At 74.7% G+C, this 23,689-nt stretch carries 24 protein-coding genes; 18 read left to right on the forward strand and 6 right to left on the reverse strand.

The genetic code is table 11. The features are described from left to right. Positions 1-48 precede the first annotated feature (48 nt). The 4 genes from ELR47_RS02160 to ELR47_RS02175 are packed head-to-tail and all read left to right on the forward strand — an operon-like array spanning position 49 to position 3,834. Positions 49-1,098: a helix-turn-helix domain-containing protein gene (locus tag ELR47_RS02160; protein ID WP_130648396.1), complete on the forward strand. Its 1,050-nt coding sequence runs from the start codon at positions 49-51 to the stop codon at positions 1,096-1,098. Next, positions 1,099-1,899, forward strand: coding sequence for a molybdate ABC transporter substrate-binding protein (gene modA, locus ELR47_RS02165; protein WP_130648397.1), 801 nt, complete (start codon positions 1,099-1,101; stop codon positions 1,897-1,899). Continuing rightward, a complete protein-coding gene (locus tag ELR47_RS02170) occupies positions 1,896-2,765 on the forward strand; it encodes an ABC transporter permease (protein WP_130648398.1) in 870 nt (289 codons plus the stop codon). Before modA ends, ELR47_RS02170 begins: the two co-directional genes overlap by 4 nt. A 19-nt stretch (positions 2,766-2,784) precedes the next feature. Further along, positions 2,785-3,834: an ABC transporter ATP-binding protein gene (locus ELR47_RS02175; RefSeq protein WP_130648399.1), complete on the forward strand. Its 1,050-nt coding sequence runs from the start codon at positions 2,785-2,787 to the stop codon at positions 3,832-3,834. A 22-nt stretch (positions 3,835-3,856) separates the two neighbouring features. On the opposite strand, the gene ELR47_RS02180 is transcribed toward ELR47_RS02175, so the two are convergent. Together ELR47_RS02180 and ELR47_RS02185 are read right to left on the reverse strand one after the other, a co-directional pair. Continuing rightward, a complete protein-coding gene (locus tag ELR47_RS02180) occupies positions 3,857-4,705 on the reverse strand; it encodes an NAD(P)H-binding protein (protein WP_130648400.1) in 849 nt (282 codons plus the stop codon). 98 nt (positions 4,706-4,803) lie between these two features. Continuing rightward, a complete protein-coding gene (locus ELR47_RS02185; protein WP_130648401.1) occupies positions 4,804-5,499 on the reverse strand; it encodes a molybdenum cofactor biosynthesis protein in 696 nt (231 codons plus the stop codon). Between the two features lie 169 nt (positions 5,500-5,668). On the opposite strand from ELR47_RS02185, the gene ELR47_RS02190 reads away from it, so the two are divergent. From ELR47_RS02190 to ELR47_RS02235, 10 genes are all read left to right on the forward strand, one after another. Beyond that, positions 5,669-5,986 (forward strand): spore germination protein GerW family protein, encoded by a 318-nt coding sequence (locus ELR47_RS02190; protein ID WP_130648402.1) that lies wholly within the window; start codon positions 5,669-5,671, stop codon positions 5,984-5,986. Between the two features lie 41 nt (positions 5,987-6,027). Further along, the gene (gene moaA / locus ELR47_RS02195) at positions 6,028-7,053 is read left to right on the forward strand and encodes a GTP 3',8-cyclase MoaA (RefSeq protein WP_130648403.1); all 1,026 of its coding nucleotides are present in this window, start codon (positions 6,028-6,030) and stop codon (positions 7,051-7,053) included. 94 nt (positions 7,054-7,147) lie between these two features. Then, positions 7,148-8,329 (forward strand): hypothetical protein, encoded by a 1,182-nt coding sequence (locus ELR47_RS02200; protein WP_130648404.1) that lies wholly within the window; start codon positions 7,148-7,150, stop codon positions 8,327-8,329. 292 nt (positions 8,330-8,621) lie between these two features. Further along, the gene (locus tag ELR47_RS02205) at positions 8,622-9,194 is read left to right on the forward strand and encodes a (2Fe-2S)-binding protein (RefSeq protein WP_130651172.1); all 573 of its coding nucleotides are present in this window, start codon (positions 8,622-8,624) and stop codon (positions 9,192-9,194) included. Further along, a complete protein-coding gene (locus tag ELR47_RS02210) occupies positions 9,191-11,611 on the forward strand; it encodes a xanthine dehydrogenase family protein molybdopterin-binding subunit (RefSeq protein ID WP_130648405.1) in 2,421 nt (806 codons plus the stop codon). Before ELR47_RS02205 ends, ELR47_RS02210 begins: the two co-directional genes overlap by 4 nt. Next, complete coding sequence (locus ELR47_RS02215; RefSeq protein WP_130648406.1) at positions 11,608-12,459, forward strand: FAD binding domain-containing protein; 852 nt, start codon at positions 11,608-11,610, stop codon at positions 12,457-12,459. Before ELR47_RS02210 ends, ELR47_RS02215 begins: the two co-directional genes overlap by 4 nt. Further along, the gene (locus tag ELR47_RS02220; protein WP_205745398.1) at positions 12,456-13,466 is read left to right on the forward strand and encodes an AAA family ATPase; all 1,011 of its coding nucleotides are present in this window, start codon (positions 12,456-12,458) and stop codon (positions 13,464-13,466) included. Before ELR47_RS02215 ends, ELR47_RS02220 begins: the two co-directional genes overlap by 4 nt. Then, complete coding sequence (locus tag ELR47_RS02225) at positions 13,459-14,751, forward strand: vWA domain-containing protein (protein WP_130648407.1); 1,293 nt, start codon at positions 13,459-13,461, stop codon at positions 14,749-14,751. The genes ELR47_RS02220 and ELR47_RS02225 overlap by 8 nt, the downstream gene beginning before the upstream one ends. Continuing rightward, on the forward strand, positions 14,744-15,883 hold the full coding sequence (locus ELR47_RS02230) for an XdhC family protein (RefSeq protein ID WP_130648408.1): 1,140 nt from the start codon (positions 14,744-14,746) through the stop codon (positions 15,881-15,883). The genes ELR47_RS02225 and ELR47_RS02230 overlap by 8 nt, the downstream gene beginning before the upstream one ends. A 30-nt stretch (positions 15,884-15,913) precedes the next feature. Then, positions 15,914-16,684, forward strand: coding sequence for an SRPBCC family protein (locus ELR47_RS02235; RefSeq protein ID WP_130648409.1), 771 nt, complete (start codon positions 15,914-15,916; stop codon positions 16,682-16,684). A 118-nt stretch (positions 16,685-16,802) separates the two neighbouring features. Here the strand turns inward: ELR47_RS02235 and ELR47_RS02240 are convergent, their stop codons facing one another. Beyond that, the gene (locus ELR47_RS02240; RefSeq protein WP_130648410.1) at positions 16,803-17,300 is read right to left on the reverse strand and encodes a MogA/MoaB family molybdenum cofactor biosynthesis protein; all 498 of its coding nucleotides are present in this window, start codon (positions 17,298-17,300) and stop codon (positions 16,803-16,805) included. 42 nt (positions 17,301-17,342) lie between these two features. Between ELR47_RS02240 and ELR47_RS02245 the strand changes: the two genes are divergently transcribed. The 3 genes from ELR47_RS02245 (at position 17,343) to wrbA (ending at position 19,804) form a co-directional block, all read left to right on the forward strand. Next, a complete protein-coding gene (locus tag ELR47_RS02245; RefSeq protein ID WP_130648411.1) occupies positions 17,343-17,963 on the forward strand; it encodes a nucleotidyltransferase family protein in 621 nt (206 codons plus the stop codon). Positions 17,964-18,074: 111 nt separating this feature from the next. Further along, complete coding sequence (locus tag ELR47_RS02250; RefSeq protein WP_130648412.1) at positions 18,075-18,968, forward strand: phosphoribosylaminoimidazolesuccinocarboxamide synthase; 894 nt, start codon at positions 18,075-18,077, stop codon at positions 18,966-18,968. 221 nt (positions 18,969-19,189) lie between these two features. Next, a complete protein-coding gene (gene wrbA, locus ELR47_RS02255; RefSeq protein WP_130648413.1) occupies positions 19,190-19,804 on the forward strand; it encodes an NAD(P)H:quinone oxidoreductase in 615 nt (204 codons plus the stop codon). A 170-nt stretch (positions 19,805-19,974) separates the two neighbouring features. Here the strand turns inward: wrbA and ELR47_RS02260 are convergent, their stop codons facing one another. Then, entirely contained in the window at positions 19,975-20,340 is a 366-nt protein-coding gene (locus ELR47_RS02260) for a DsrE family protein (RefSeq protein ID WP_130648414.1), read from the reverse strand. Between the two features lie 214 nt (positions 20,341-20,554). Here ELR47_RS02260 and ELR47_RS02265 point away from each other — a divergent pair, with 214 nt between their 5' ends. Continuing rightward, positions 20,555-21,916: an ABC transporter substrate-binding protein gene (locus tag ELR47_RS02265; RefSeq protein ID WP_130648415.1), complete on the forward strand. Its 1,362-nt coding sequence runs from the start codon at positions 20,555-20,557 to the stop codon at positions 21,914-21,916. A gap of 80 nt (positions 21,917-21,996) precedes the next feature. Here ELR47_RS02265 and ELR47_RS02270 read toward each other — a convergent pair whose 3' ends face one another. Together ELR47_RS02270 and ELR47_RS02275 are read right to left on the reverse strand one after the other, a co-directional pair. Then, positions 21,997-22,737: a class F sortase gene (locus ELR47_RS02270; protein WP_130648416.1), complete on the reverse strand. Its 741-nt coding sequence runs from the start codon at positions 22,735-22,737 to the stop codon at positions 21,997-21,999. Between the two features lie 82 nt (positions 22,738-22,819). Next, positions 22,820-23,674, reverse strand: coding sequence for a DUF4397 domain-containing protein (locus ELR47_RS02275; protein WP_130648417.1), 855 nt, complete (start codon positions 23,672-23,674; stop codon positions 22,820-22,822). Positions 23,675-23,689 lie beyond the last annotated feature (15 nt).

The raw sequence follows: 23,689 nt of genomic DNA on the forward strand, positions 1-23,689 counted from the left end.
GCGCTGACGGGGAGCCAGGACTCTGGCATCCTGTGCCAGGCAACCGGCATGTCCGCGCAGTCGGCGTGGGACGGCAGCGAGGACGTCGTGGACGCGGAGGGGTTGGGACGGCGGGTACGCCGGCGGCGTCGTGGTCTGGCACTGAGCCAGGCGGAGCTCGCCGATCGAGCCGGCATCAGCCGGCAGTCGCTCGGAGCGCTGGAGGCCGGCCACCATCTGCCGCGGGTCGACGCGGCGGCGAAGCTGGCGGCGGCGCTCGGCACCACGGTCGAGGACCTGCTGTCGGTGGGGCCACCACGTGCGCTGCACGTGCTCGGCGGTGAGCTGCCCGACGGCCAGGCGGTGCGGGTCGCCCAGGTCGGTGACCATCACGTGTGCGTGCCCCTGCCCGGGCTCAACGACGGGGAGGTCTGGCCGAGCCCCGACGCGGTGGTGCGCGACGGGCGGGTGGAGCTGCTCCCGGGCGCCGAGCCCGACGGCTTCCTGGTCGCCGGTTGTGACCCCGCGCTCGGGGTCGTCGCCGGGCTCGGGCCCGGGCGCGGCGGTGGCCGACTGGTGCCCGTCCTGGCCTCCTCGTCCGCCGCCCGACTGGCCCTGGTCACCGGCCGCGCGCACGCGGCCGTCGTCCACGACGTCGACCCGGCGCAGCCCGTGCACCCCGACCGGGTGCACCGCCTGACGCTGGCGAGCTGGCGGACCGGGTTGGCCGCCCCCGAGGGCGCGGCCGCCGGACTCGACGCGGCCCTGGCCGGCCGAGGCCCGGTCGTCCAACGCGATGCCGGCGCGGGCGCGCAGCTCGCCTTCGAACGGGCGTTGCGGGACGAGGGACACGCGACGCCGTCCGGCCCGCTCGCGACGGGACACCTCGACGCGGCACGGCAGGCGTCCACCACCGGTGTCCCGGCCGTCACGATCGAGCCGGTCGCCCTGGCCCTCGGCCTGGTGTTCCGCCCGCTCGAGACCCACCGCGTCGAGGTGTGGATCGACGCCGGCGCCGCCGACCACCCGGGTGCGCGTGTCCTCGGTGAGGTGCTCGCCTCCGCACGCCTCCGTCGGCGCCTGGCCGTCCTGCCCGGCTACGACCTGGCGGTCGCCTAGATGCGCGTCCTGGTCGCCTGGCTGGCCGCTCTGGCGCTGCTGAGCGCCTGCAACGCCGGCGTCACGTCGCCCACGGCCGGGGAGCCCGACACCACCGACACGGACGGCGCCGTGGGCAGCGAGCCGCTGACCGGGGAGCTGGTGGTCTTCGTCGCGGCCTCGCTCACCGACGCCTTCGAGGAGCTGGCCGGTCGGCTCGAGGCCCGCCATCCCGACCTGACCGTCACGACCAACCTCGCCGGCTCGCAGACGTTGGCGGCGCAGCTGGTCGAGGGCGCACCGGCCGACGTCTTCGCCTCCGCCAGCGGCGCTGCGCTCGACCTCGTCGAGGACACGGGTCGCGTCGCCGCCCGCGAGCCGTTCGCCGCCAACCGCCTCGCGATCGTCGTCGAGCCGGGCAACCCACACGGGATCACCGGACTCGCCGACCTCGCGCACGACGACCTCGTGCTCGTGCTGCCCGGGCCACAGGTGCCGGCCGGGCAGTACGCGGCACAGGCGCTGGAGCGGGCCGGGGTCGAGGTGACCCCCGCCAGCCTCGAGCTCGACGTGCGCGCCGCGCTGGGCAAGGTGCGGCTGGGCGAGGCCGACGCCGCCATCGTCTACGCGAGCGACGTGGTCGCCGCCGGGGACGGCGTCGAACGGGTCGTGATCCCCGACGGGGCCAACGTCGTCGCCACCTACCCGGTCGCCCGACTGCTCGACGCGCCCAACCCGGCCGCCGCCGACGCCTTCGTCTCCCTGCTGCGCTCGCAGGACGGCCAGGCGGTCCTGCGTCGTCACGGGTTCGAGGCGCCGTGAGCCACGTCGAACGCCCTGCCGATGCGGACACCGACACCGAGCGGCCGGTCGTCGAACCGTTCCACGGTCGACGCGCGGACCGGGTCCTGGCGGTCCTCGTGGCCCTGGCCCTGGTCGCCGGCCTGGCGCTGTTCCTGCTGCCGCTGCTCGGCCTGCTGCTGCGCACGCCGTGGTCCGGCCTCGGTCCGTTGCTGAGCGAGCCGCGAGTGCTCCAGGCGCTGCGGCTGTCGGTGGTCACGAGCCTGGCGTCGCTCGCGCTGTCGGTCGTGCTCGGGGTCCCGCTCGCCTGGCTGCTCGCACGCACGGACTTCCCCGGCAAGCGGCTGCTGCGGGCGCTGTGCGTGCTGCCGATGGTGCTGCCGCCGGTCGTCGGCGGCGTCGCGCTGCTGACCGCCTTCGGTCGCCGTGGCGTCGTCGGCGCACCGTTGGAGCGGTGGACCGGCGTGAGCCTGCCGTTCACCACGCTCGGCGTCGTCCTGGCGGTCACGTTCGTCGCCATGCCGTTCCTGGTCGTCACCGTCGAGGCCGGCTTCCGGGCCGTCGACGGTCGCCTCGAGGACGCCGCCGCCACCCTGGGGGCCTCACGCCTGACCGTCTTCCGGCGGGTGACCCTGCCGCTGCTCGCGCCCTCGCTCCTGGCCGGCATGGCGCTGGCCTGGGCACGGGCGCTGGGCGAGTTCGGCGCCTCGATCACCTTCGCCGGCAACCTCCCCGGACGCACCCAGACGGTGCCGCTGGCGGTCTACCTCGAGCTCGAACGGGACGCCGACACCGCGATCGCGCTGTCGATGGTGCTGCTCGGCGTCTCCGTGGCGGTGCTGGTGCTCCTGCGCGACCGCTACCTCGGCGGCGGGGGGCGGGCATGAGACCGCGGTGGGGACCGACGTGAGCGTCGAGGCCGAGATCCGGGTCCGGCGTGGCGGCTTCGTGCTCGACACGACGCTCGAGGTGGCCGACGGCGAGGTGGTGGCGCTGCTCGGTCCCAACGGGGCCGGGAAGTCGACCCTGCTGCGCTGCCTCGCCGGGCTGCTCCCGATCGACGCCGGTCGGGTCGCCCTCGCCGGCCGGGTCGTCGATGCCCCCCGGCAGGGGGTACGTGTGCCCGCCGCCGGCCGCGACGTCGGCGTGGTGTTCCAGGACTACCTGCTGTTCCCGCACCTGTCGGTGCTGGAGAACGTCGCCTTCGGGCCGCGCGCGCGGGGGGTGCCCAAGGCCGAGGCACGCCAGCGGGCCCGGCGCCTGCTGGAGCGGGTCGGCTTGGCCGAGCGGGCCGCGGACCGGCCGCGTGAGCTGTCCGGCGGACAGGCCCAGCGCGTGGCGCTGGCCCGGGCGCTGGCAGGGGACCCGTCGATGCTGCTGCTCGACGAGCCACTGGCCGCGCTCGACGTGGACACCCGCAAGGACGTGCGCCGCGAGCTGCGGGGCCATCTGCAGTCCTTCGACGGGCCGGTGGTGGTGGTCACCCACGACCCGGTCGAGGCGCTGACGCTGGCCGACCGCCTGGTGGTGCTCGAACAGGGCCGGACCCGCCAGTCCGGCACGCCGGCCGAGGTGGCACGCCGTCCGCGTTCGCCCTGGGTGGCCCGACTGGTGGGGCTCAACCTGCTATCCGGCGAGGCCGCCGACACGACCGTCGCCGTCGGTGCGGCGCAGCTCACCGTTCCCGAGCCCGCCCACGGTCCGGTCGACGTGCTGTTCCCGCCGCAGGCGATCGCCCTGCACCGCGAACGGCCGCACGGCAGTCCGCGCAACACCTGGCGGGCGGTCGTCGAGGGCATGGACGTCGAGGGCGCCCGCGTCCGCATCCACCTCGACGGTCCGTTCCCGGTGGTCGCCGAGGTGACGCACGCCGCGGTCGCCGAGCTCGGCCTGGCCGAGGGCGTCGGGGTCTGGGCGGCGGTCAAGGCGGTCGAGCTGACCGTCCACCCGCGTTGAGCCAGCGGTCGTGGTCGGCGGGTCAGAGGGCGGCGCGGACGACCTCGGCGAAGGGGATGAGCGGCCGGCCGACCAGCCGCTCCAGATCGGACTCCTCGACCTCGAGGTCGCCGCGCGCGATGCCCTCGTCGGCGTCGACCAGCATCGCCGCGACGGGCGCGGGCAGGCCGGCGGCCAGCAGCGCCTCGCGGTAGGCCGGGGCGGGCAGCTCGACCACGGTGACCGGCGTCCCGCTCGTCTCCGCGATGGTGGCGGCGAGCTTGGCGAGGGTCACGGACGGTCCCGCCAGCTCGTAGATCCGTCCCTCGTGACCCTCGCCGGTGAGCACGCCGGCCGCCGCGGCGGCCAGGTCGGGTCGCGCGGCCGGGTTGAAGCTCGCCCCGTCGGTGGCGCTGAGCAGCTGTCCCTGCGACAGGGTGGACTCGAGCCCGGCGGTGTAGTTCTCGTAGTACCAGTTGTTGCGCAGGACCGTGGTGGCCAGCGGGGCGTCGGCCAGCAGGTCCTCCGTGGCGAGGTGGTCCGGGGCGAGCGCGATCCCGGACGTCTCGGCCTTCGTGATGCTGGTGTAGGCCAGCGAGCGCACGCCGGCCTCGACCGCGGCGTCGATCACGTTGCCGTGCTGTCCGACGCGACGGCCGGGTTCGCTGCCCGACACGAGCAGCAGCCGCTCCACGCCGGTGAACGCCGACACCAGCGCGACCGGGTCGTCGTAGTCGGCGACCCGCACCTGCACGCCGGCGGCGGCGAGGTGCGCGGCCCGGTCGCGGGAGCGGACCACGGCCACGATCCCGGCCGGGGCAACCCCCCGTTCGAGCAGGTCGGCGACGACGAGGCCGCCGAGGTTTCCGGTGGCGCCGGTGACCGCGATCATGGAGGACCTCTCTGCACAGGACGTCGACCCGCGAGCGAGCCGGCTGGTGTGGTGGCTGTAGGACGACAACGGCGGACGACGACCGGGCCATTCCCGCGTCAGGCGTCGGGCAGACCGACCCAGCGGTGGGCACCGTCACCGGTCACCTCGCGCTTGAACACCGGTACGCGGTCCTTGACGCGCTCGAGGGCGTCCTCGCACGCGGCGAAGGCGGCGGTCCGGTGCGGTGACGTGCACGCCACCAGGATGGTGTGGGCGCCCACCGGCAACGCGCCGACGCTGTGCAGCAGCGCGATGCCGCGCACGCTCGGATGATCGCGGACCACCTCGGCGGCGAGGTCGGCGAGCACCTTCTCGGCCATCGCCTCGTAGGCCGAGTAGTCGAGGCGCACGACGTCGTCGAGGTCGCCGGCGTGGTCGCGGACGGTGCCGAGGAACACCGCCGTGGCACCGACGTCGGGTGTGGCGATCGTGGCGAGCGCGTCCTCGACCGCCAGGGGCGGGCGGCGCAGTCCGGTCAGGACCCGCGGGGCGTCGTGGTCGTCGGCGGCACCGCCGGCCACCGGAGGCAACGCGGCCACCTCACGCGCGCCGGCCAGCGGATGGCGCTCGTCGACGACCTCGAGGTCGACGGCCACGTTGACCCGCGCCAGCAGCGGCGCCAACGGCGGGTGCTTCGCCGCCAACGCCGAGCGCAGGTCGGCAACGGTGGCGTCGTCGGCGACCTCGACCCGGGTGCGTTGGCCGCCGGCGCGCTCGGCCAGGCCGCCGAACAGGCGCACCTCGATCTCCATTGTCCGCTCCGCTCACCGCTGCTCACGCCTGCGCCTGCGTCTGCGCCCGCGCCCGCGCCCGCCCCGGCAGGCTACTGCGGGCACGTTCGCGCCGAACTCGTGACCTCTGGCACCGGCGCCGGCCGGCTGGCGCCGGCAGACTCGGGCCGAGCCACGAAGGAGACGCACCGTGCCACTGCAACGCATCACCGACCTCGTCCGCGACACGCTGCACGTCCAGCGCGTCTTCGGCGAACCCGTCGAGCGGGACGGCACGACGGTGATCCCGGTCGCCCTGGTCGGCGGCGGTGGCGGCGCCGGCAGCGGGCAGGACAGCGCCGGCGACGCCGGTGAGGGTGGTGGTTTCGGCCTCGGGGCACGGCCGGCCGGTGCCTACGTGATCCGGGACGGCGCCGTGCGCTGGGTGCCGGCCGTCGACGTCAACCGGCTCGTCGCGACGGTCGCGGCGGTGGTGGTCGCCGGGCTGCTGCGCCGGCGTCGCCGCTGACCGGCGTCACGGCACGCCGGCGCCCGGGTACGGTGCCGACGATGGGGACGGACGTGACCACACCGCTGCTCGACCGGCTGGGCCGGCCGGTCGAGGACCTGCGCGTGTCGGTGACCGACCGGTGCAACCTGCGCTGCCGCTACTGCATGCCGCGCGAGGTGTTCGGCCCCGACCACGCCTTCCTCGAGCGCGAGGAGCTGCTGAGCTTCGAGGAGTTGACCCGCCTCGCCCGCGTGTTCGTGAGGCTCGGGGTGCGCAAGCTGCGGTTGACGGGCGGGGAGCCGCTGCTGCGCCGCGACCTGCCCGAGCTGGTGTCGCGCCTGGCGTCGATCGACGGGCTCGAGGACCTCGCCCTGACCACCAACGGGGTCCTGCTGCGCCGCTTCGCCCCGGCCCTGGCCGCGGCCGGTCTGCGCCGCATCACCGTCAGCCTCGACGCGCTCGACGACGCGACCTTCCGACAGCTGGCCGACACCAACGCGCCGGTCGGCACGGTGCTCGACGGCATCGCCGCGGCCCGGGAGGCCGGCCTCGACCCGGTGAAGGTCAACTGCGTGCTCCAACGCGGGGTGAACGACGACCAGGTCGAGGACCTCGCGGCCTGGGCCCGCGACACCGGCGTGACCCTGCGGTTCATCGAGTTCATGGACGTCGGCACCACCAACGGCTGGCTGCGCGACCGGATGGTGCCGGCCGCCGAGGTCGCCGAGCGCATCGCGGCCCGCTGGCCGATCGAGCCGGTCGACCCCTCCCACCCGGGCGAGGTCGCCGAACGGTTCCGCTACCGCGACGGCGCCGGCGAGGTCGGGATCATCGCCTCCGTGAGCCGGCCGTTCTGCGGCACCTGCACCCGGGCCCGGCTGTCCGCGGTCGGTGAGCTCTACACCTGCCTGTTCGCGGCGTCGGGGACCGACCTGCGGGCGCTCGTCCGCGCAGGTGCCGACGACGACGCGCTGGCCGACGCGGTCCGCGCCGTGTGGTCCGCCCGCACCGACCGTGCCTCCGAGCTGCGCGCCGAGGCGGGACTCACCGGCCCGCGCGTCGAGATGTCCTACATCGGCGGCTGACGGGGCGTCGGCGCATCGGTGAGCACCGGTGCAACTCCGCCGCCCGGCGCGACGTCCTACCGTCGACACCGGACGCGAGCGAGAGGGAGCGGCGATGCACCGCGTGCACGCAGGATGCGACCGCCTCGGACGTGGCGCCGTCGGCCTGGCGGCCGTCGCCCTGCTGCTGGCCGCCTGTGGCGAGGCGCCGGGGGAGGGCACGGCGGGCGACGCGCCGGGGGGCGCGACCGGGGACCAGCCCGGCGCCGCCGGCTCCGCGGACGACGGTGCGCTCGCGCCGCGCTGCGAGGAGGTCGACGACCTCGTCGCCGAGCCGCCACCGGACGGGGAGCCGACCGGGACGACCGCGGCCCCGCTCGACGGCGGGGAACTGCCCGGCGAGGGAACCGCGGGAGGCGTCACCCGACCCGACCCCGGCGGCCTCGCCCAGGAGGTCGAGGCCTGGGCCCGTCAGCACGCCGCCGACGCGTTCGCCGGCGTGTGGATCGACCACGGGCTCGGCGGCGTCGCGGTCGCGTTCACCGACGACGTCGACGCGCACGCCGAGGCGATCCGCGCCGAGGTCCACCCGGGTGTCGCCGTGGCCGAGGCCGCCCACACCGAGGACGAGCTGCGCGGGCTCCAGGACCGGCTGATGGCGAACGAGGCCGGCGGTCAGCAGGAGGGGGCGGTCACCTCGTCCGGCGTCCAGGTCATGATCAACCGCACGACCGTCGGCGTGTACGCGCCGTCCGACGAGCGGCTCGCCGAGTTGTCGGCGGCCTACGGCGCGGACGCGATCTGCTTCGAGATCCAGGACCCCCCGCCCGCTCCCGCCGATGGCGTGATCACCCTCGCGAAGGTCGATGGGTGGCGCGACGGTCTCGACGGCACGGCGTTCGCCGTCCTCGAGGTCGCCGCCGACCCCGAGACCGCGGCGCGGGCCTGGGCCGAGAACGTCCCCGACGACCTGACGCCGGTCGACGACGAGCCGCCGGTGACGCCCGGCCGCTACGGCGAGCTCGACGACGTCGACCTCGACCGGCAGGTGCTGGTCGTGTGGTCCTCGGGGGAGTCGGGCAGCTGCCCCGACTACCTCGCGGACCTGTCCACCGTCGACGGCGACGTCGTGACCGTCGAGCGCGCGTCGGCCGGCGCCGGCGCCTGCACCGACGACTACAACCCCTACCGCCTCGTGCTGGCCGTCGACCGCGACCGGCTCCCGCCGGTCGACGAGCTCCCGGCGAGCCTGGTCGGCGTCCCCGACGGCCAGGCGGTCGCCTACCCCGCGGACTGACCCGTACGCAGGCACCGACGCGGCCAGGTACGCGGCCAGGTACGCGGCCACGTACGCGGCCACGTGCGCGGGCGCACGGACGGTGCGCGCGGAACAGACGACCCACCGGTCTCCGCCGCGCGGCTCGGCGTCCGGATTTACGGTTCGGCCCGCGCTCACCAGGCAGGCGGGTCGGGAGCCCCGCAGCACGGAGCGCACGCTCGTGGACGACGTCGCGCCGGAGGGCGACCTGCGCCGGCGGGCCCGCGCACGGGCTCGGCGACGACGGGAGGCCAGCGTGACCAGGGTCCAGATGACGGTCGACGGCGCCCGGTACGACGACGACGTCGAACCGCGGCAGCTGCTCGTGCACTACCTGCGTGACGTGCTCGGCAGGACGGGCACCAACATCGGCTGTGACACGTCCAACTGCGGCGCGTGCACGGTCCACCTCGACGGGGAGTCGGTCAAGAGCTGCACGATGCTGGCGGTCCAGGCCGACGGCAGCGACGTGCGCACGATCGAGGGGCTGGCACAACCGCCGACGAACGGCGACGCCACCAGCGGCTGGCACCCGCTGCAGAAGGCCTTCCACGCCGAGCACGGCCTGCAGTGCGGTTACTGCACGCCCGGCATGATCATGTCCTCGCTCGACCTGCTCGAGCGCAACCCCGATCCGACCGAGCAGGAGGTCCGCCTCGGTCTCGAGGGCAACCTGTGCCGCTGCACCGGCTACGTCAACATCGTGCGCTCGGTTCTGCGGGCGGCGGCCGAACTGCGGGGCGAGGACGTCGGTGACCCGGCCGAGGGCACCGTCGGGGAGGCGGACGTGGTCGACGACCCGCAGCACGTCGACGACCTGCGCAACGTCGAGGTGACGCCGTGACGACACTCGACGCCCCCGCCACCCCCGACGCCGTCGTCGGCGTGACCAAGCTGCGCAAGGAGGACGCCCACCTCGTCACCGGCCGCACCCGCTGGACCGACAACCTCGCCCTGCCCGGCATGCTGCACCTGGCGGTGGTCCGCTCGCCGATGGCGCACGCCAAGGTCACCCGGGTCGACGTGTCCGCCGCGCTCGATCAACCCGGCGTCGTGGCGGCCTACACCGGCGCGGACCTGCAGGAGCACTGGGCTGCCGGCCTGCCGTGCGCCTGGCCGGTCACCGAGGACATGCGTGCCCCGGTCCACCTGCCGATCGCGACCGACGAGGTGCGCTACGTCGGCGACGCCGTCGCCGTGGTGGTCGCCCGCAGCCGCTACCAGGCCGCCGACGCCATCGAGTTCGTCGACGTCGAGTACGACCCGCTGCCGGTCGTGACCGACATGGAGGCGGCACTGGCGGACGGGGCCGACCTCGCCGACACGACGCTGGGTTCCAACGAATGCTTCACCTGGCCGCTGGTCAACGGCGACATCGACGCCGCGTTCGACGGCGCCGCGCACGTGGTCAGCCGCCGGTTCGTCAACCAGCGCCTGATCCCGACCGCGATCGAGCCGCGCGCGGTCGTCTGTGCGCCGCCCCGCGACCAGCGCGAGTACACCCTGTGGTCGGCGACCCAGGTGCCGCACATCCTGCGGCTGATGCTGGCGCTGACCTGCGGCGTCCCCGAGCACGAGCTGCGGGTGGTGGCGCCCGACGTCGGCGGCGGGTTCGGCAGCAAGCTCAACGTCTACGCCGAGGAGGCGATCTGCCTCGTGCTGGCGAAGCTGCTCGACCAGCCGGTGAAGTGGACCGAGACCCGCTCCGAGGGGTACCAGGCCACCGTCCACGGCCGTGACCAGGTGCAGGACCTGTCGATGGCGCTCGACGCCGACGGCCGCATCCGCGGGTTGAGGGTGGAGCTGCTGGCGGACATGGGCGCCTACCTCCAGTTGGTCACCCCGGGCGTACCGCTGCTGGGCGCGTTCATGTTCAACGCGATCTACAAGATGGACGCGCTGTCGTTCACCTGCACCGGGGTGTTCACCAACAAGACCCCGACGGACGCCTACCGCGGCGCCGGACGGCCCGAGGCGACCTTCGCCATCGAGCGGCTCGTCGACGAGGCCGCGCACGAGCTCGGCATGGAGCCGTTCGAGCTGCGCGAGCGCAACTGGATCCGTCACGAGGAGTTCCCCTACGAGACCATCGCCGGGATCACCTACGACTCGGGCAACTACGAGGCCGCGACCGCGAGGGCCAAGGAGCTGTTCGACTACGACGGGCTGCGCGAGGAACAGCGGCGTCGGCGCGAGGCCGGCGACCCGGTGCAGCTCGGCCTGGGGATCTCCACCTTCACCGAGATGTGCGGGCTGGCCCCCTCGCGGGTGCTCGGCTCGCTCGCCTACGGCGCGGGCGGCTGGGAGTACGCCGGGGTGCGGATGCTGCCCAGCGGCAAGGTCGAGGTGGTGACCGGGACCTCGCCGCACGGGCAGGGGCACGTCACCGCCTGGTCGCAGATCGCGGCCGAGGCGCTCGGTGTGCCCTACGAGGACGTCGAGGTCCGCCACGGCGACACGGCGGTCGCGCACAAGGGCATGGACACGTACGGCTCGCGGTCGCTGGTCGTGGGTGGGTACGCGGTCCAGGTCGCCTGTGACAAGGTGGTCGCCAAGGCGCGAAGGGTCGCCGCGCACCTGCTCGAGGCCAGCGAGGACGACCTCGAGTTCGCCGACGGCCGGTTCAGCGTGCGGGGCTCCCCGGACGCGGCCAAGACCATCCAGGAGGTCGCGCTGGCGGTGTTCGCGGCGCACGACTACCCGGAGGACATGGAACCGTCGCTGGACTCCGACGCGACCGTCGACCCGGAGAACTTCTCCTATCCGCACGGCACCCACCTCGCCGCGGTCGAGGTCGACACCGAGACCGGCCGCGTGCACCTGCGCAGCTACGTCTGCGTCGACGACGTCGGCAAGGTGATCAACCCGCAGATCGTCGAGGGCCAGATCCACGGTGGTCTGGCGCAGGGCATCGCCCAGGCGTTGTTCGAGGAGGCCGTGCACGACGACGAGGGCAACCTGCTGACCGGTTCGCTGGTGGACTACTACGTCCCCTCGGCGGCCGACCTGCCGACGTTCGTGACCGACCGCACCGAGACCCCGGCGACCACCAACCCGCTCGGCGTCAAGGGCGTCGGCGAGGCCGGCACGATCGCGTCCACGCCGGCCGTGATCAACGCGGTGGTCGACGCGCTGCGGCCGCTCGGCGTGCACGACGTGCCGATGCCCGCGTCACCACGCAACGTCTGGGAGGCGATCCGTTCCGCGTCAGCGGGCGCCGAGAGCAGCGCGCCGGCGGGTACCCAGGGAGGTCCGGCATGATCCCGGCACCGTTCGACTACGTCCGCGCCGAGTCGGTCGACCACGCCGTGGCGACCCTGGTCGAGCACGGCGACGAGGCCAAGGTCCTCGCCGGCGGGCACAGCCTGCTGCCGCTGATGAAGCTCCGGCTGGCGGTGCCCGAGGTGCTGGTCGACCTCGGGCGCGTCGACGCGATGAAGGGCGTGTGCGAGACCGACGACGGCCGGCTCGCCATCGGGGCGATGACCCGTCACCAGGACGTGCTCGACGCCGCGCTGGTGCGCGAACACTGTGGTGTGCTCGCGGCCGTCACCGAGATGGTCGGTGACGCGCAGGTCCGCCATCGCGGCACCATCGGTGGGGCGCTGGCCCACGGCGACGCGGCCGGGGACCTGCCCGCGCTGGCCGTGGCGCTCGACGCGACGCTGGTCGCGGCCGGTCCCGAGGGGCGCCGGGAGATCCCGGCCGCCGACTTCTTCGTCGACTACCTCGACACCGCGCTGGCCGAGGACGAGATCCTCACCGAGGTCCGGGTGCCCAAGCTCGGCGACGACTGGGGTTGGCGCTACGAGAAGTTCACCCGGGTCTCGCAGGCCTGGGCGATCGTCGGGGCGCTCGCGCTGGTGCGCCGTTCGAACGGCAGCATCGCCGAGGCCCGGGTCGGTCTGACCAACATGGCGACCGTGCCGGTGCGTGCCCACGCCGTCGAACAGGCGCTCGCCGGTGCGCCCCCGGACGCGATCCCCGACGCGGCCGCCGCTGCGGCGGAGGGCACCACCCCCTCGGGTGACCTCAACGCGAGCCCGGAGTACCGCGAGCACCTGGCACGTGTCCTGACCCGCCGGGCGTTGCAGGCCGCGGCCTCTTGAGCGACGCCGCAGCCGGGACGGAGGAGGGGCGGGGACGTCCGCCGCGCGTTCCCGCGCCATCCCCGGCACCTGCGGCGTCCGCGGGTCGGCTGCCGCTCGGCGTCGACGGCCCGGCGGCGCTGGCGGCGCGGTTGGCGGAGGCCGGCTACCTCGCCGACGAGGGACTGGCGACGGCGGCATTCCTCACGCTCGCCCTGCGTCGTCCGCTGCTGCTCGAGGGTGACGCCGGCGTGGGCAAGACCGCCACGGCGGCGGCACTCGCCGAGGTCCTCGACGCGCCGCTGCTGCGCCTGCAGTGCTACGAGGGCATCGACGCCACCCAGGCGCTCTACGACTGGAACTTCCCGGCCCAGGTCCTGCACCTGCGGACCGCCGAGGCGGCCGCCCGGCGCAGCGGCCGGGACGCGGACCCCCGCGACGAACGGGCACTCGAGGCGGAGTTGTACGACCGACGCTTCCTGGTGGCCCGGCCGCTGCTGCAGGCGCTCGAGACCGACCCGGTCGTGCTGCTCGTCGACGAGGTCGACCGCGCCGACGACGAGTTCGAGGCGTTGCTGCTCGAGGTCCTCGGCGACTTCACGGTCAGCGTCCCCGAGCTCGGGACGATCCGGGCGGCGGTCCCACCGGTCGTCGTGCTGACGTCCAACCGCACCCGCGAGGTCTCCGACGCGCTGAAGCGGCGCTGCTACTACCACTGGCTCGACCATCCGAGCTATCCGCGGGAGGTCGCGATCGTCCGCACACGCCTGCCGGGGGTGACCGAGCGGCTCGCCCGCGAGGTCGTCTCGGCGGTGCAGACCCTGCGCGGACAGGACCTGCTCAAACCACCCGGCGTCGCCGAGACGCTGGACTGGACCGCGGCGCTGGTCGCGCTCGGCGCCGACGCCCTCGACGCCGACCGGGTCGTCGCGACCCTCGGGGCGGTGTGCAAGTTCCGTGAGGACCAGGACCGTGCCCGGGCGATCGACGTCGCCACGCTGGTCGGTCGGGCGGTCACCGATGGCTGACGCCGCGCCACCCGACGGGGCCGGGAAGCAACCCGACGGTGCCGGGTCGTCCGGCGGTGTCGCGTCGCCCGGCGGGGGCGCGACGCCCGGCGGGGGCGCAGCGACGAGCCTGGCGCCGGTCGCGGTCGGCTTCGCCCGCGCGCTGCGGGCCGCCGGGGTGGACGCCGACCCGACCCGGGTGCACGCCTTCGTGGCGGCCCTCGACGTCCTGGCACCCGAGCGCACCCGTGACGTCTACTGGGCCGGCCGCCTGACGCTGTGTTCGGGGCCGGACGACCTCGCCCGCTACGACCGGGTGTTCGCCGCGTTCTTCGCCGGCGTGGCCGTGCCCGGCCGGGCCCGCACGGCCCGCCGGGTGCAGGTCACCGCGGCGGCGCTGGCCACGCCCGGCTCCGGCACGGCCGACGACGAGGCACCGACGGTGACGGCCGTCACCCGTCACGCCAGCGCGTACGAGACCCTGCGCCACCGCGACGTCGCGCGCCTCGACGACCACGAACGCGCCGAGCTGCACCGGCTGCTGCGGGCGTTCTCCCTGCCCGGCGAGCTGCGGCGCACCCGCCGTCGCCAGCCCGCCCGCCGCGGCCCGGTCGACCGGCGCCGCACGGTGCGGGCGCTGCTCGCGGCCGGCGGTGAACCCGGTCGGCTGCACCGCACCAGCCCACGTCCACGGCCACGACGGGTGGTGCTGCTGGTCGACGTCAGCGGCTCCATGGCCGGCTACGCCGATGCGCTGCTGCGCTTCGCCCACGCCGCCGTCCGCGCGCGCCGCGCCCCGACCGAGGTGTTCACGCTCGGCACCCGGCTGACCCGGGTCACGTCCGAGCTCGCCCACCGCGACGCCGAGACCGCCATGCGCGCCGTGTCGGCGGCGATCCCGGACTGGTCCGGAGGCACCCGCCTCGGGGCGACGCTGCGCGAGTTCCTCGACCGGTGGGGCCAGCGTGGCGTCGCCCGCGGCGCGGTCGTGGTGGTGCTCTCCGACGGCTGGGAGACCGGTGACCCCGACGAGCTCGCGACCCAGGTCCGGCGCCTGTCGCGGCTGGCGCACCGGCTGGTGTGGGCCAACCCGCGCGCCGGACGTCCCGGCTTCGCGCCGACCGCCGGTGGGATGGCCGCCGCGCTGCCGTACTGCGACGCCTTCCAGGCCGGACACTCCCTCGCGTCGCTCGAGGCGCTCGCCGCCGTGGTCGCCGGCGCCGCGACCGATCCGCCCGCACGGCAGCACGACGTGGCCACCGGTCCTACGTTGTCCGCTCAGGAGCGAGGGGGTCGCGATGCGTGACGAACTGTCCGTCCTGCGCCGGTGGCAGGCCGACGGGGTGACGTTCGCGCTGGCCAGCGTCGTCGCGACCAGCGCCAGCGCGCCCCGCCGTCCCGGAGCGGCCCTGGCCCTGCACCCCGACGGGACCGTGCTCGGCAGCGTCTCGGGCGGTTGTGTGGAGGGGGCGGTCGTCGAGGTCGCCACCGAGGTGCTCGCCACCGGGCGGCCCCGACAGGTGCGCTACGGCATCGCCGACGACGAGGCCTTCGCCGTCGGGCTCACCTGCGGCGGCACCATCGAGGTGTTCGTCCGCCCGGTCACCCCGGCCGACCTCGACCTCGCCGCGGTCGCCGCACAGGTCGAGGCGGACCATCCGGTCGCGCTCGCCACCGTCGTCGAGCACGCCGAGGACGACCGGCTCGTCGGCCGCACGCTGGTGGTCGACGACCTCGGGGTGACCGGCGCCACCGGGGAGGCCTTCCTCGACCGGGCCATCGCCGAACACGCCCGCGGCATGCTCGCCCAGGGCGGGACCGGCCTCCGTCACGTCGGCCCGCGCGGTGAGCGCCGTCGTGACGAGGTGGCCGTCTTCGTCGAGTCCTTCGCGCCGCGCCCGCGCATGCTCGTCTTCGGCGCCATCGACTTCGCCGCCGCGGTCGCCTCGATCGGCCGCTACCTCGGCTTCGCCGTCACCGTCTGCGACGCGCGCGCCCGGTTCGCGACCGACCTGCGCTTCCCCGACGCCGACGAGGTCGTGGTCGCGTGGCCCCACCGCTATCTCGCCGAGACCCGCGTCGACGCCCGCACGGTGATCTGCGTGCTGACCCACGACCCGAAGTTCGACGTGCCCGTGCTGCAGGTCGCGCTGCGGAGCCCGGCCGCGTACGTCGGCGTGATGGGCAGCCGTCGCACGCACGAGGACCGGCTGCGGCGCCTGCGCGAGGTCGGCGTCGACGAGGCGGCGCTGCGGCGGTTGCGCTCACCGATCGGGCTGGACCTCGGCGCGCGCACCCCGCAGGAGACCGCCGTGTCCATCGCCGCCGAGATCGTCGCGCTGCGCCATGGCGGCAGCGGTCGCCCGCTGACCGACACCGACGGCGACATCCACCGCGGTGACCCGCGGCCGGCACCTGAGCCCCCGCTGCACGTCTGACCTCCGTCCGAGCCGACCAGGAGCGACCCCGTGGAGTTCACCAACGAGTTCACCGTCCCGACCGACGTGGACACCGCCTTCGCGACGCTCACCGACCTCGAACGCGTGGCGCCCTGCCTGCCCGGCGCGCAGCTCGAGGAGGTCGACGGCGACGTCCACACCGGGCGGGTGAAGGTCAAGGTCGGCCCGATCTCGATGACCTACCGGGGGCAGGCCCGCCTCGTCGAGGCCGACGCCGACGCCAGGCACGCCCGCATCGAGGCCAGCGGCAAGGAGACCCGGGGGACGGGAACGGCCAGGGCCGACGTGACCGCCGACCTGCGCCAGCAGGGCGATCACACGCTCGTCACGGTCGTGACCGACCTGGCCGTCACCGGCAAGCCGGCCCAGTTCGGCCGTGGGGTGATGGCCGAGGTCGGCACCAAGATCATCGACGCGTTCGCCGAACGCCTGCGCGAACTGCTCGGGGAGGACGAGGCGCCCGACACCGCCGAGCCGGCCACGTCCCCGGCCGCACCCCCCGACGCGGCGGCGGCAGGACCGGCGGCGGACGACGCGCCGACCGTCCCGGGCCGCGGCGAGGCCGCGCTGACCGGGGCGGCGGCCGTCGGGGCGGCGGCGCCGGCCACGCCGGTGGTCGGTGGACCGCGCCGGATCGCGCCCGACCCGTTCCGGGCCGACGACGCGCTCGACCTGGTCGACGTCGCCGGCAGCGCGACCCTCAAGCGTCTGCTGCCGGTCCTCGCCGCCGCACTCGTCGCGATCCTGACGGTCGTGCTCTGGCGCCGGCGAGCGGGCTGATCCACTGCCGCCACCGCAAGCACGCGCCGGCCACCGCCGCGCACGCCGGCCGCGCACGCCGGCCGCGCACGCCGGCCGCGCACGCCGGTCGGCCTCGGCGCCGCCGGCCCTGCGGCGGTCAGCGGTGCTGCGTGTCACCCGCCAACAGGTCCAGCGCGTGCGGGAGCAGCCCGAGCACCGCGTCGAGCGACTCGGTCGCTCCCGTCGGACTGCCCGGCAGGTTCACGACCAGCGTCGTCCCCCGGGCCCCGCACACCCCGCGCGAGAGGTCGGCCAGCGGGGTGACCGCCCGGCCGGCGGCCCGCATCGCCTCGGCCAGGCCGGGCGCCTCCCGGTCCAGCACGTCGCGGGTCGCCTCCGGGGTCACGTCGCGGGGCCCGAACCCCGTGCCGCCGGTGACCACGACCAGCGCGACGTCGTCCTCGTCGCACAGGCGCCGCAGCAGTTCGGCGATCCGCTCGCGCTCGTCGGGGACCACCTCCCGGACGCGCACGACGAACCCGGCGGCGGTCAGGGTCTCGGTGACCGCCGTACCCGAGCGGTCCTCGCGGTGGCCGGTCGTGACCCCGTCCGAGGCGGTCACCACGGCGGCACGGCGGCGGGCATCCTGGTCCATGTCGGCACACTCCTTCGCACGCACCGAGCCTAGAGGTCGCCCGTGACCGTCCCCGTCGTCCCGTCCGTGGCCGTGGGCCTCGTGCTCGCGGCCGGCCGTGCCACCCGGTTCGGTGCCACCAAGCAGCTCGTGGAGGTGGACGGGTTGCCGTTGGTCGCGCACGCGGTCGCGGCCGCGCACGCGGCCGGACTCGCCCGCGTGGTGGTCGTCGTCGGCCACGACGCCGACGCGGTCGCGACGGCCGCCGCCCGGGGCGGTGCGGTCGAGGTCGTCCACAACCCCGATCACGGCAGCGGTCAGGCCAGCTCCCTGCGCGCCGGCCTCGCCGCCGTCGAGGCCGCCGACGACGTCGACGTGGTCGTGGTGCTGCTCGCCGACCAGCCCGGGCTGCGGCCCGCCGCCGTCGCCGCCGTGGCCGACGCGGCCGAGGCCGCCCCCGACGGCATCGCGCGCGTCCGCTACGCCGACGGCACGGGCCACCCGGTCGGGCTCGCACGCCGGCTGTGGCCGCGCCTCGCCGATCTCGACGGTGACGCCGGTGCCCGGCAGCTGTTCGACGGCCACGACGTCGCCCTGGTGCGGGTCGACGACCGGCTCCCCCCCGACGTCGACACCGTCGAGGACCTCGTCCGGCGGGATCGCGGCGATGGCCCCCGCCAGTAGGCTGGCGTCGGCGTCGCCCCTCGCCTGCCGGCGGCTGTCCTGCCGGCGCAGGCGCACGGCCGACGCGGCCCTCCGCACGCCAGCGTGCCGCCACCGCCAAACGAGTCCGCCGTGCCCCTCGACGCCCTGCCCCACCTGCGTTCCGGCAAGGTCCGCGACCTCTACGACGTCGACGAGGACCACCTGCTGCTGGTCGCCTCCGACCGCGTGTCGACCTACGACGTGGTGCATCCGACGCCGGTGCCGGACAAGGGTCGGGTGCTGACCGGGCTGTCGGCGTTCTGGTTCGCGCGGCTGGCCGAACTGACGCCCAACCACCTCGTGTCGACCGCGGTCGCGGACCTGCCCGACGTCGTCGCCGACGCCGCCGAGCACCTGCGTGGCCGCTCGATGCTGGTGCGCAAGGTCGAGATCGTGCCGTTCGAGTGCGTCGTGCGGGGTCACCTCGCCGGGTCCGGTTGGCAGGAGTACCGCACCGACGGCACCGTCTGCGGTGTCGCGCTGCCCGACGGGCTGGTCGAGGCCGACCGCCTGCCCGAGCCGATCTTCACCCCGGCCACGAAGGCGGAACCGGGGGAGCACGACCTCAACGTCGCCCTCGACGTGGTCGCCGACCGGGTCGGCACGGAGCTGGCCGAGCTGCTGCGGGCCCGCTCGATCGCCATCTACGTGGCCGCGGCCGCGCACGCGGCGGCGCAGGGCATCATCCTGGCGGACACCAAGTTCGAGTTCGGGTTGCTCGACGGAGAGCTCGTGCTGGCCGACGAGGTGCTCACGCCCGACTCGTCGCGGTACTGGCCGGCAGACGCCTGGCGGCCGGGGACGACGCCACCGAGCTTCGACAAGCAGTACGTGCGCGACTTCGCGACCTCGACCGGTTGGGACAAGTCCCCGCCGGCGCCGGCGCTGCCCGAGGAGGTCGTCGAGGCCACGCGGGCGAAGTACGTCGAGGCCTACGAGCGGCTGACGGGCGACCCCTTCGCGCAGTGGCTGGCGCGCGCCTGACCCGAGCGGGCGCACGCACGTCCGGCTCGATCCGTCGGCGGCCAGGCACCTGGCGGTGCCGGGCGAGGGCGCCCGCAGCACACCCGAGCGTTCCCCGACGGCGTCCCGACGCTCGGCGGGGGTCGGACGGGGTCTGGCCGTCCGACCGTGGGACAGCTCCCCCGCAGATGCGAATCCCGGTTGTCTGATCTCCACGGAAACGCAACCAGAGGATCCCGCGCATGGCCCGCATCGGCATCGTCTACCACTCCATGTACGGCTCGACGCACGACCTCGCCACCATCCTGGCCGAGGGCGTGGAGAAGGCCGGCGGTGAGGCACACCTGCGCCGGGTCCCCGATCCGCTGCTGCCCGACGAGGTCAAGCAGATGGACGGCGTCGCCGCCGCCATCGACAAGCAGCAGGACGTGACCGAGGCGACCGTCGAGGAACTGCCCGAGTTCGATGCGATCCTGTTCGGCTCACCGACGCGCTACGGGTCCAACACCGCGCAGCTGCAGAACTTCTGGGACCAGACCGGTGCGCTGTGGTCGGAGGGCGGGCTGGTCGGCAAGCCGGCCGGGTTCTTCACCGGCGCCGCCACCATCCACGGCGGGCACGAGACCACGATCCTGTCGATGTCGACCTTCGCCTACCACCACGGCATGGTGATCGTGCCGGTCGGCTACGGCCTGGCCGAGGAGGTCGGCTCGACCCGCACCGGCGGCAGCCCGTACGGCCCGACGCACTGGAGCCCCATGGGGGGCGACAAGCAGGGCATCGACGACGACGAGCGCGAGATCGCGCTGAAGTACGCCGCCCACTTCAACCAGGTGGCCGACAAGCTCGCCGCCTGACTTCGTTCTCCAGACCCGCGGTTCGGTGCGCTCCCACACCGAACCGCGCGCCGCGGCCGGTGCTCTCCCACACCGACGCCGCGCTCCCGCGCCGGCATCTCCCGCCGAGCGCCTTCGCCGCCCCCGGCCCCTCCCAGCCGGGGGCGGCACTCTGTCCGCTGCGGACGTGCTCAGGCGAGGGTGATGGCGCGTCCCTCGGTGAGCGCCTCGACGATGCGGGCGGCGCCCACGATCGTGGCACCGGGTACGAGCTCCATGTCGCCGGTGATGTCGCGCTTGAGCGCGCAGGCACTGCACAGCCAGATCTCGCCGCCCGCGTCGGTGAACTGTCGCACCAGGTCGCCCAGCGGGGGCATCCCCTGCTCCTCGATGCCGTCGGCCACCCCGGGCACCCCGAGGTTGACCGCCTCGACGGTGCAGACCACGACCGCGGTCCTGCCGCTGACGGCGGCCGTCGCCGCGGCGATGAACGGCACGGTCGCGCGCTCGGGGTCGTCGGCTCCGTGGGAGTTGCAGAACAGCAGCGTCTCGGACATGGGGGCTCCTCGGATGCGAACGGGTCGCCCGAACCGTAGGCGAGCCGGTCGGCAACCGGCGGACGCAGTGCGCGCGTTTGCGCTTCCCAGTCTCCTACCTGCGTAGTAGCGTCCCGCACGGTTGTGTGCGACCGCACGCAACCCACTGATCGTCGCACCACGGTGGGGATCCAACGGTGCGGCGGCGAGACCACCCAATTGGGGAGGGAGTTACATGAAGCGTTCGTTGTGGCTGCGCCGTATGGCGGCTGTCACCGCGCTCGCGCTCGCCACCGCCGCCTGTGGCGGCGATGGCGACACGACCGGAGACGAGCCCGAGCCCACGGATACCACCGAGGAGACCACCGACGAGCCGGCCGACGAGGAGACCGAGCCCACGGACGAGCCGGAAGGTGAGGAGCCGGCCGACGAGGAGCAGGCCGTCGAAGGTGACGGCACGCTGAACCTCGGCTACATCCTGCCGGAGTCGGGGCCGCTGGCCTTCCTCGGCCCCCCGCAGATCCAGGCCGTGCAGATGGCCGTGGACGAGATCAACGCCGCGGGCGGCGTGCTGGGCAACGACGTCACCCTGGAGTCGGGCGACGAGGCCGGTGACACCACCATCGCCTCCGAGTCCGCGCAGCGTCTGATCGGTGCCGGCGTCAACGCCGTCGTCGGTGCGGCCGCCTCGGGCATGTCGCTGTCGTTCGTCGACGCCCTCACCGGCGCCGGCGTCGTGCAGTGCTCGGCGTCCAACACCTCGCCGACCTTCACCGGCGGTGACTACGGCGGTCTGTACTTCCGCACCGCGCCGACCGACGCCCTGCAGGGCCCGGTCCTCGCCGAGACGATCGTTGCCGACGGCAACACCAACCCGGCGATCCTCGCCCGCGCCGACGACTACGGCCAGGGCCTGCTCGACGCCACCGTCGAGGAGCTCGAGGCGCAGGGCGCGACCGTCGCCGCCTCCATCACCTACGACCCCGAGGCCGCGAACTTCGAGGCCGAGGTGAACCAGGTCGCGCAGTCCGGTGCCGACTCGGTGGCCCTGATCGCCTTCGACGAGGGCGCGCAGATCCTGGCCAGCATGATCGAGGCGGGCCTCGGCCCCCAGAACATCATGGTGTACGGCGCTGACGGCGTCGCCTCCGACACCCTGTGGGAGGACGTCGACCCGAACGACCCGTCGGTCCTCGACGGCATGAAGGGCACCCGTCCGGCGGCTGACGCCGACGAGGGCTTCATCCAGCGCTTCACCGACGAGACCGGTCTGAGCGACACGACGTACGCCGCCCAGGCGTTCGACTGCGCGATGATCATCGCGCTGGCCGCCGAGGCTGCCGGCAGCGACGAGGGCTCCGCCATCGCCGCCGAGATGGTCGGCGTCACCACCGGTGACACCGCCTGCACCTCCTTCGAGGAGTGCCGGGACGCCCTCGAGGCCGGTGACACCATCGCCTACGACACCGCCTCCGGTGTCGTGCTGACCGAGACGGAGACCGGCAACGGTGAACCCGAGTCGGGCATGTACGACGTCTGGGAGCTCGACGGCGAGGGTGCCCTCTCCGTGATCGACACCGTCGAATCGAACTTCTGATCCGACGCTCCAGGCACCATCAGCAAGGGCTCCGCCGGCAACGGCGGGGCCCTTCTGCTTCCGGCGGCCGAACGTCGTACTCAGGCCGGCTCGGCCACGACGACCACGTTGTCCTCGTAGTGGCGGGCCACGGGGTCGTAGGCGCCACCGCAGGTGATCAGCACGAGACGCGGCTCGCCCTCGCCCCGGAACAGCTCCTCGATCGGCAGCTCGTCCTTGGCGTAGCTCGTGCGCCCGACGACCCGCCAGGCCTGCTCGGTGCCGTCCTCGCCGACGAGGCGGACGAGATCGTCGGGCTCGAGCCGATCCAGCCCGAACAGCGCGCCGGCGCCCTGCGAGGCGGCGTCGACGTGGCCGGCCAGGACCGCCGACCCGCTGGCCCCGGGACGGGCGCCGGGAGCGAACCAGCCGACACGCGAGACGTCGTCCGGCAACTCCATGGCGCCGTCGGGCTCGAGGCCGACCGGTGTCACCGGCGCGTCCACCCCGAGGGCCGGCACCGCGACCCGGGTCGGGACGACGCCCGCGCGCGCCGCGGCCGGCGCGTCGCCGCGTGACGCGTGCCGTTCGGCGGACGAGCCGGTACCGGCGTCGGGAACGCCGTCGGCGACGGCTGCCGTGTCCGGCAGGGGGGCCGCTGCCCGGGTGCGGGGTGGCGCCGACGCGTCGTCGGTCGGGGCGGCGAAGGCGCGTGGCGCGTCCGCGACCACGCGCGAGGACGTCGGCCCGGCCGGGTCGGGGACCTCGCCGACGGTGTCGTCGGCCGGGACGCCGGGCAGGGCACCGCCGACGAGCGCCAGCCCCGCCAGCGTGGACAGCACCTCCCAGCGGCGCGGACGGCGCCGGGAACGCCGCGGGGGAGACGCGGCCGCGGCCGCGTCTCCCCCGTTCGGAGCGGAAGGCTCAGCGACGGCGACGGACCACCGACGCGGTGACCGGAGCGGTCAGCAGCGCGACCCCGGCGAGCAGCAGGACGGCGACGCCCAGACCGATGCCCTGGTTGGCGGCCAGTCCGGCCGATCCGGCGTCGACGCGGGTCGGCATCTCGCCGTCCTCACCACCGGCGACGCTGGTGGTGGCGGTCACGACCTGCAGCGTCTCGTCGTCGGCCGAGCCGATCGCGTAGGCGAGGACGAGCGTGTCCTCGGGGACCTCGACCGCACCGAGGTCGATCGCGACGTCCCCACCGGCGGGAGCGACGCCGACGCCGTCGACGGTGGTGCCGCCGGGTACGTCGATGCGGGCGGTGTCACCGTTGGCGGCACCGGCCAGGGCGACCTCGCCGCCGGCGACGATGTCGACCGCACCGAAGGCGGCCGTGTGGAAGACCTGGATGCCGGTGGCGTCGTTCTCGTTGATGTAGGCCGCGAGCGACGGGGTCTCACCGGCCTCGTCGAGCTGGGCGACGACCGAGGCGCTGACGCCGGCGGCCAGCTCGGGCGTGCTCAGCGTGAGGACCGGGTCGCCGGAGGTGTCGCCACCGGCCGGGAAGACCTCGAGGTCGTAGGCGCCGGGCGGGACCTCGAGCGTGCCGACGTCCCCGAACTCGAAGGTGGTCAGCGCGTCGTCGTAGCTCCCGGCGACGTACACGTCGACGGCGGTGGAGTCGGCGCCGAGCGTGTCGAACACGCTCTGCGGCAGACCGTGGACGGCGACGACCTCGGCCGTGTCGTGGTCGTCGTGGTTGTCGGCGATCGCCGCGGCTGGTGCGGCGACCAGCATCGCCGCGGCAGCGGCGGCAGACACCCGGAATCTCATGGCAGGTCCTTCGAT

The sequence above is a fragment of the Egicoccus halophilus genome, from assembly GCF_004300825.1.
Lineage (GTDB): Bacteria > Actinomycetota > Nitriliruptoria > Nitriliruptorales > Nitriliruptoraceae > Egicoccus > Egicoccus halophilus.

Bases quoted from the DNA above. Each gene is read 5' to 3' on its own strand.
- ELR47_RS02260 (WP_130648414.1), bottom strand. From the start codon at position 20,340: ATGTCCGAGACGCTGCTGTTCTGCAACTCCCACGGAGCCGACGACCCC.
- ELR47_RS02180 (WP_130648400.1), bottom strand. From the start codon at position 4,705: ATGATCGCGGTCACCGGCGCCACCGGAAACCTCGGCGGCCTCGTCGTC.
- wrbA (WP_130648413.1), top strand. From the start codon at position 19,190: ATGGCCCGCATCGGCATCGTCTACCACTCCATGTACGGCTCGACGCAC.
- ELR47_RS02160 (WP_130648396.1), top strand. From the start codon at position 49: ATGTCCGCGCAGTCGGCGTGGGACGGCAGCGAGGACGTCGTGGACGCG.
- ELR47_RS02185 (WP_130648401.1), bottom strand. From the start codon at position 5,499: ATGGAGATCGAGGTGCGCCTGTTCGGCGGCCTGGCCGAGCGCGCCGGC.
- ELR47_RS02275 (WP_130648417.1), bottom strand. From the start codon at position 23,674: ATGAGATTCCGGGTGTCTGCCGCCGCTGCCGCGGCGATGCTGGTCGCC.
- ELR47_RS02200 (WP_130648404.1), top strand. From the start codon at position 7,148: ATGCACCGCGTGCACGCAGGATGCGACCGCCTCGGACGTGGCGCCGTC.
- ELR47_RS02265 (WP_130648415.1), top strand. From the start codon at position 20,555: ATGAAGCGTTCGTTGTGGCTGCGCCGTATGGCGGCTGTCACCGCGCTC.
- moaA (WP_130648403.1), top strand. From the start codon at position 6,028: ATGGGGACGGACGTGACCACACCGCTGCTCGACCGGCTGGGCCGGCCG.
- ELR47_RS02230 (WP_130648408.1), top strand. From the start codon at position 14,744: ATGCGTGACGAACTGTCCGTCCTGCGCCGGTGGCAGGCCGACGGGGTG.
- ELR47_RS02205 (WP_130651172.1), top strand. From the start codon at position 8,622: ATGACGGTCGACGGCGCCCGGTACGACGACGACGTCGAACCGCGGCAG.
- modA (WP_130648397.1), top strand. From the start codon at position 1,099: ATGCGCGTCCTGGTCGCCTGGCTGGCCGCTCTGGCGCTGCTGAGCGCC.
- ELR47_RS02240 (WP_130648410.1), bottom strand. From the start codon at position 17,300: ATGGACCAGGATGCCCGCCGCCGTGCCGCCGTGGTGACCGCCTCGGAC.
- ELR47_RS02215 (WP_130648406.1), top strand. From the start codon at position 11,608: ATGATCCCGGCACCGTTCGACTACGTCCGCGCCGAGTCGGTCGACCAC.
- ELR47_RS02225 (WP_130648407.1), top strand. From the start codon at position 13,459: ATGGCTGACGCCGCGCCACCCGACGGGGCCGGGAAGCAACCCGACGGT.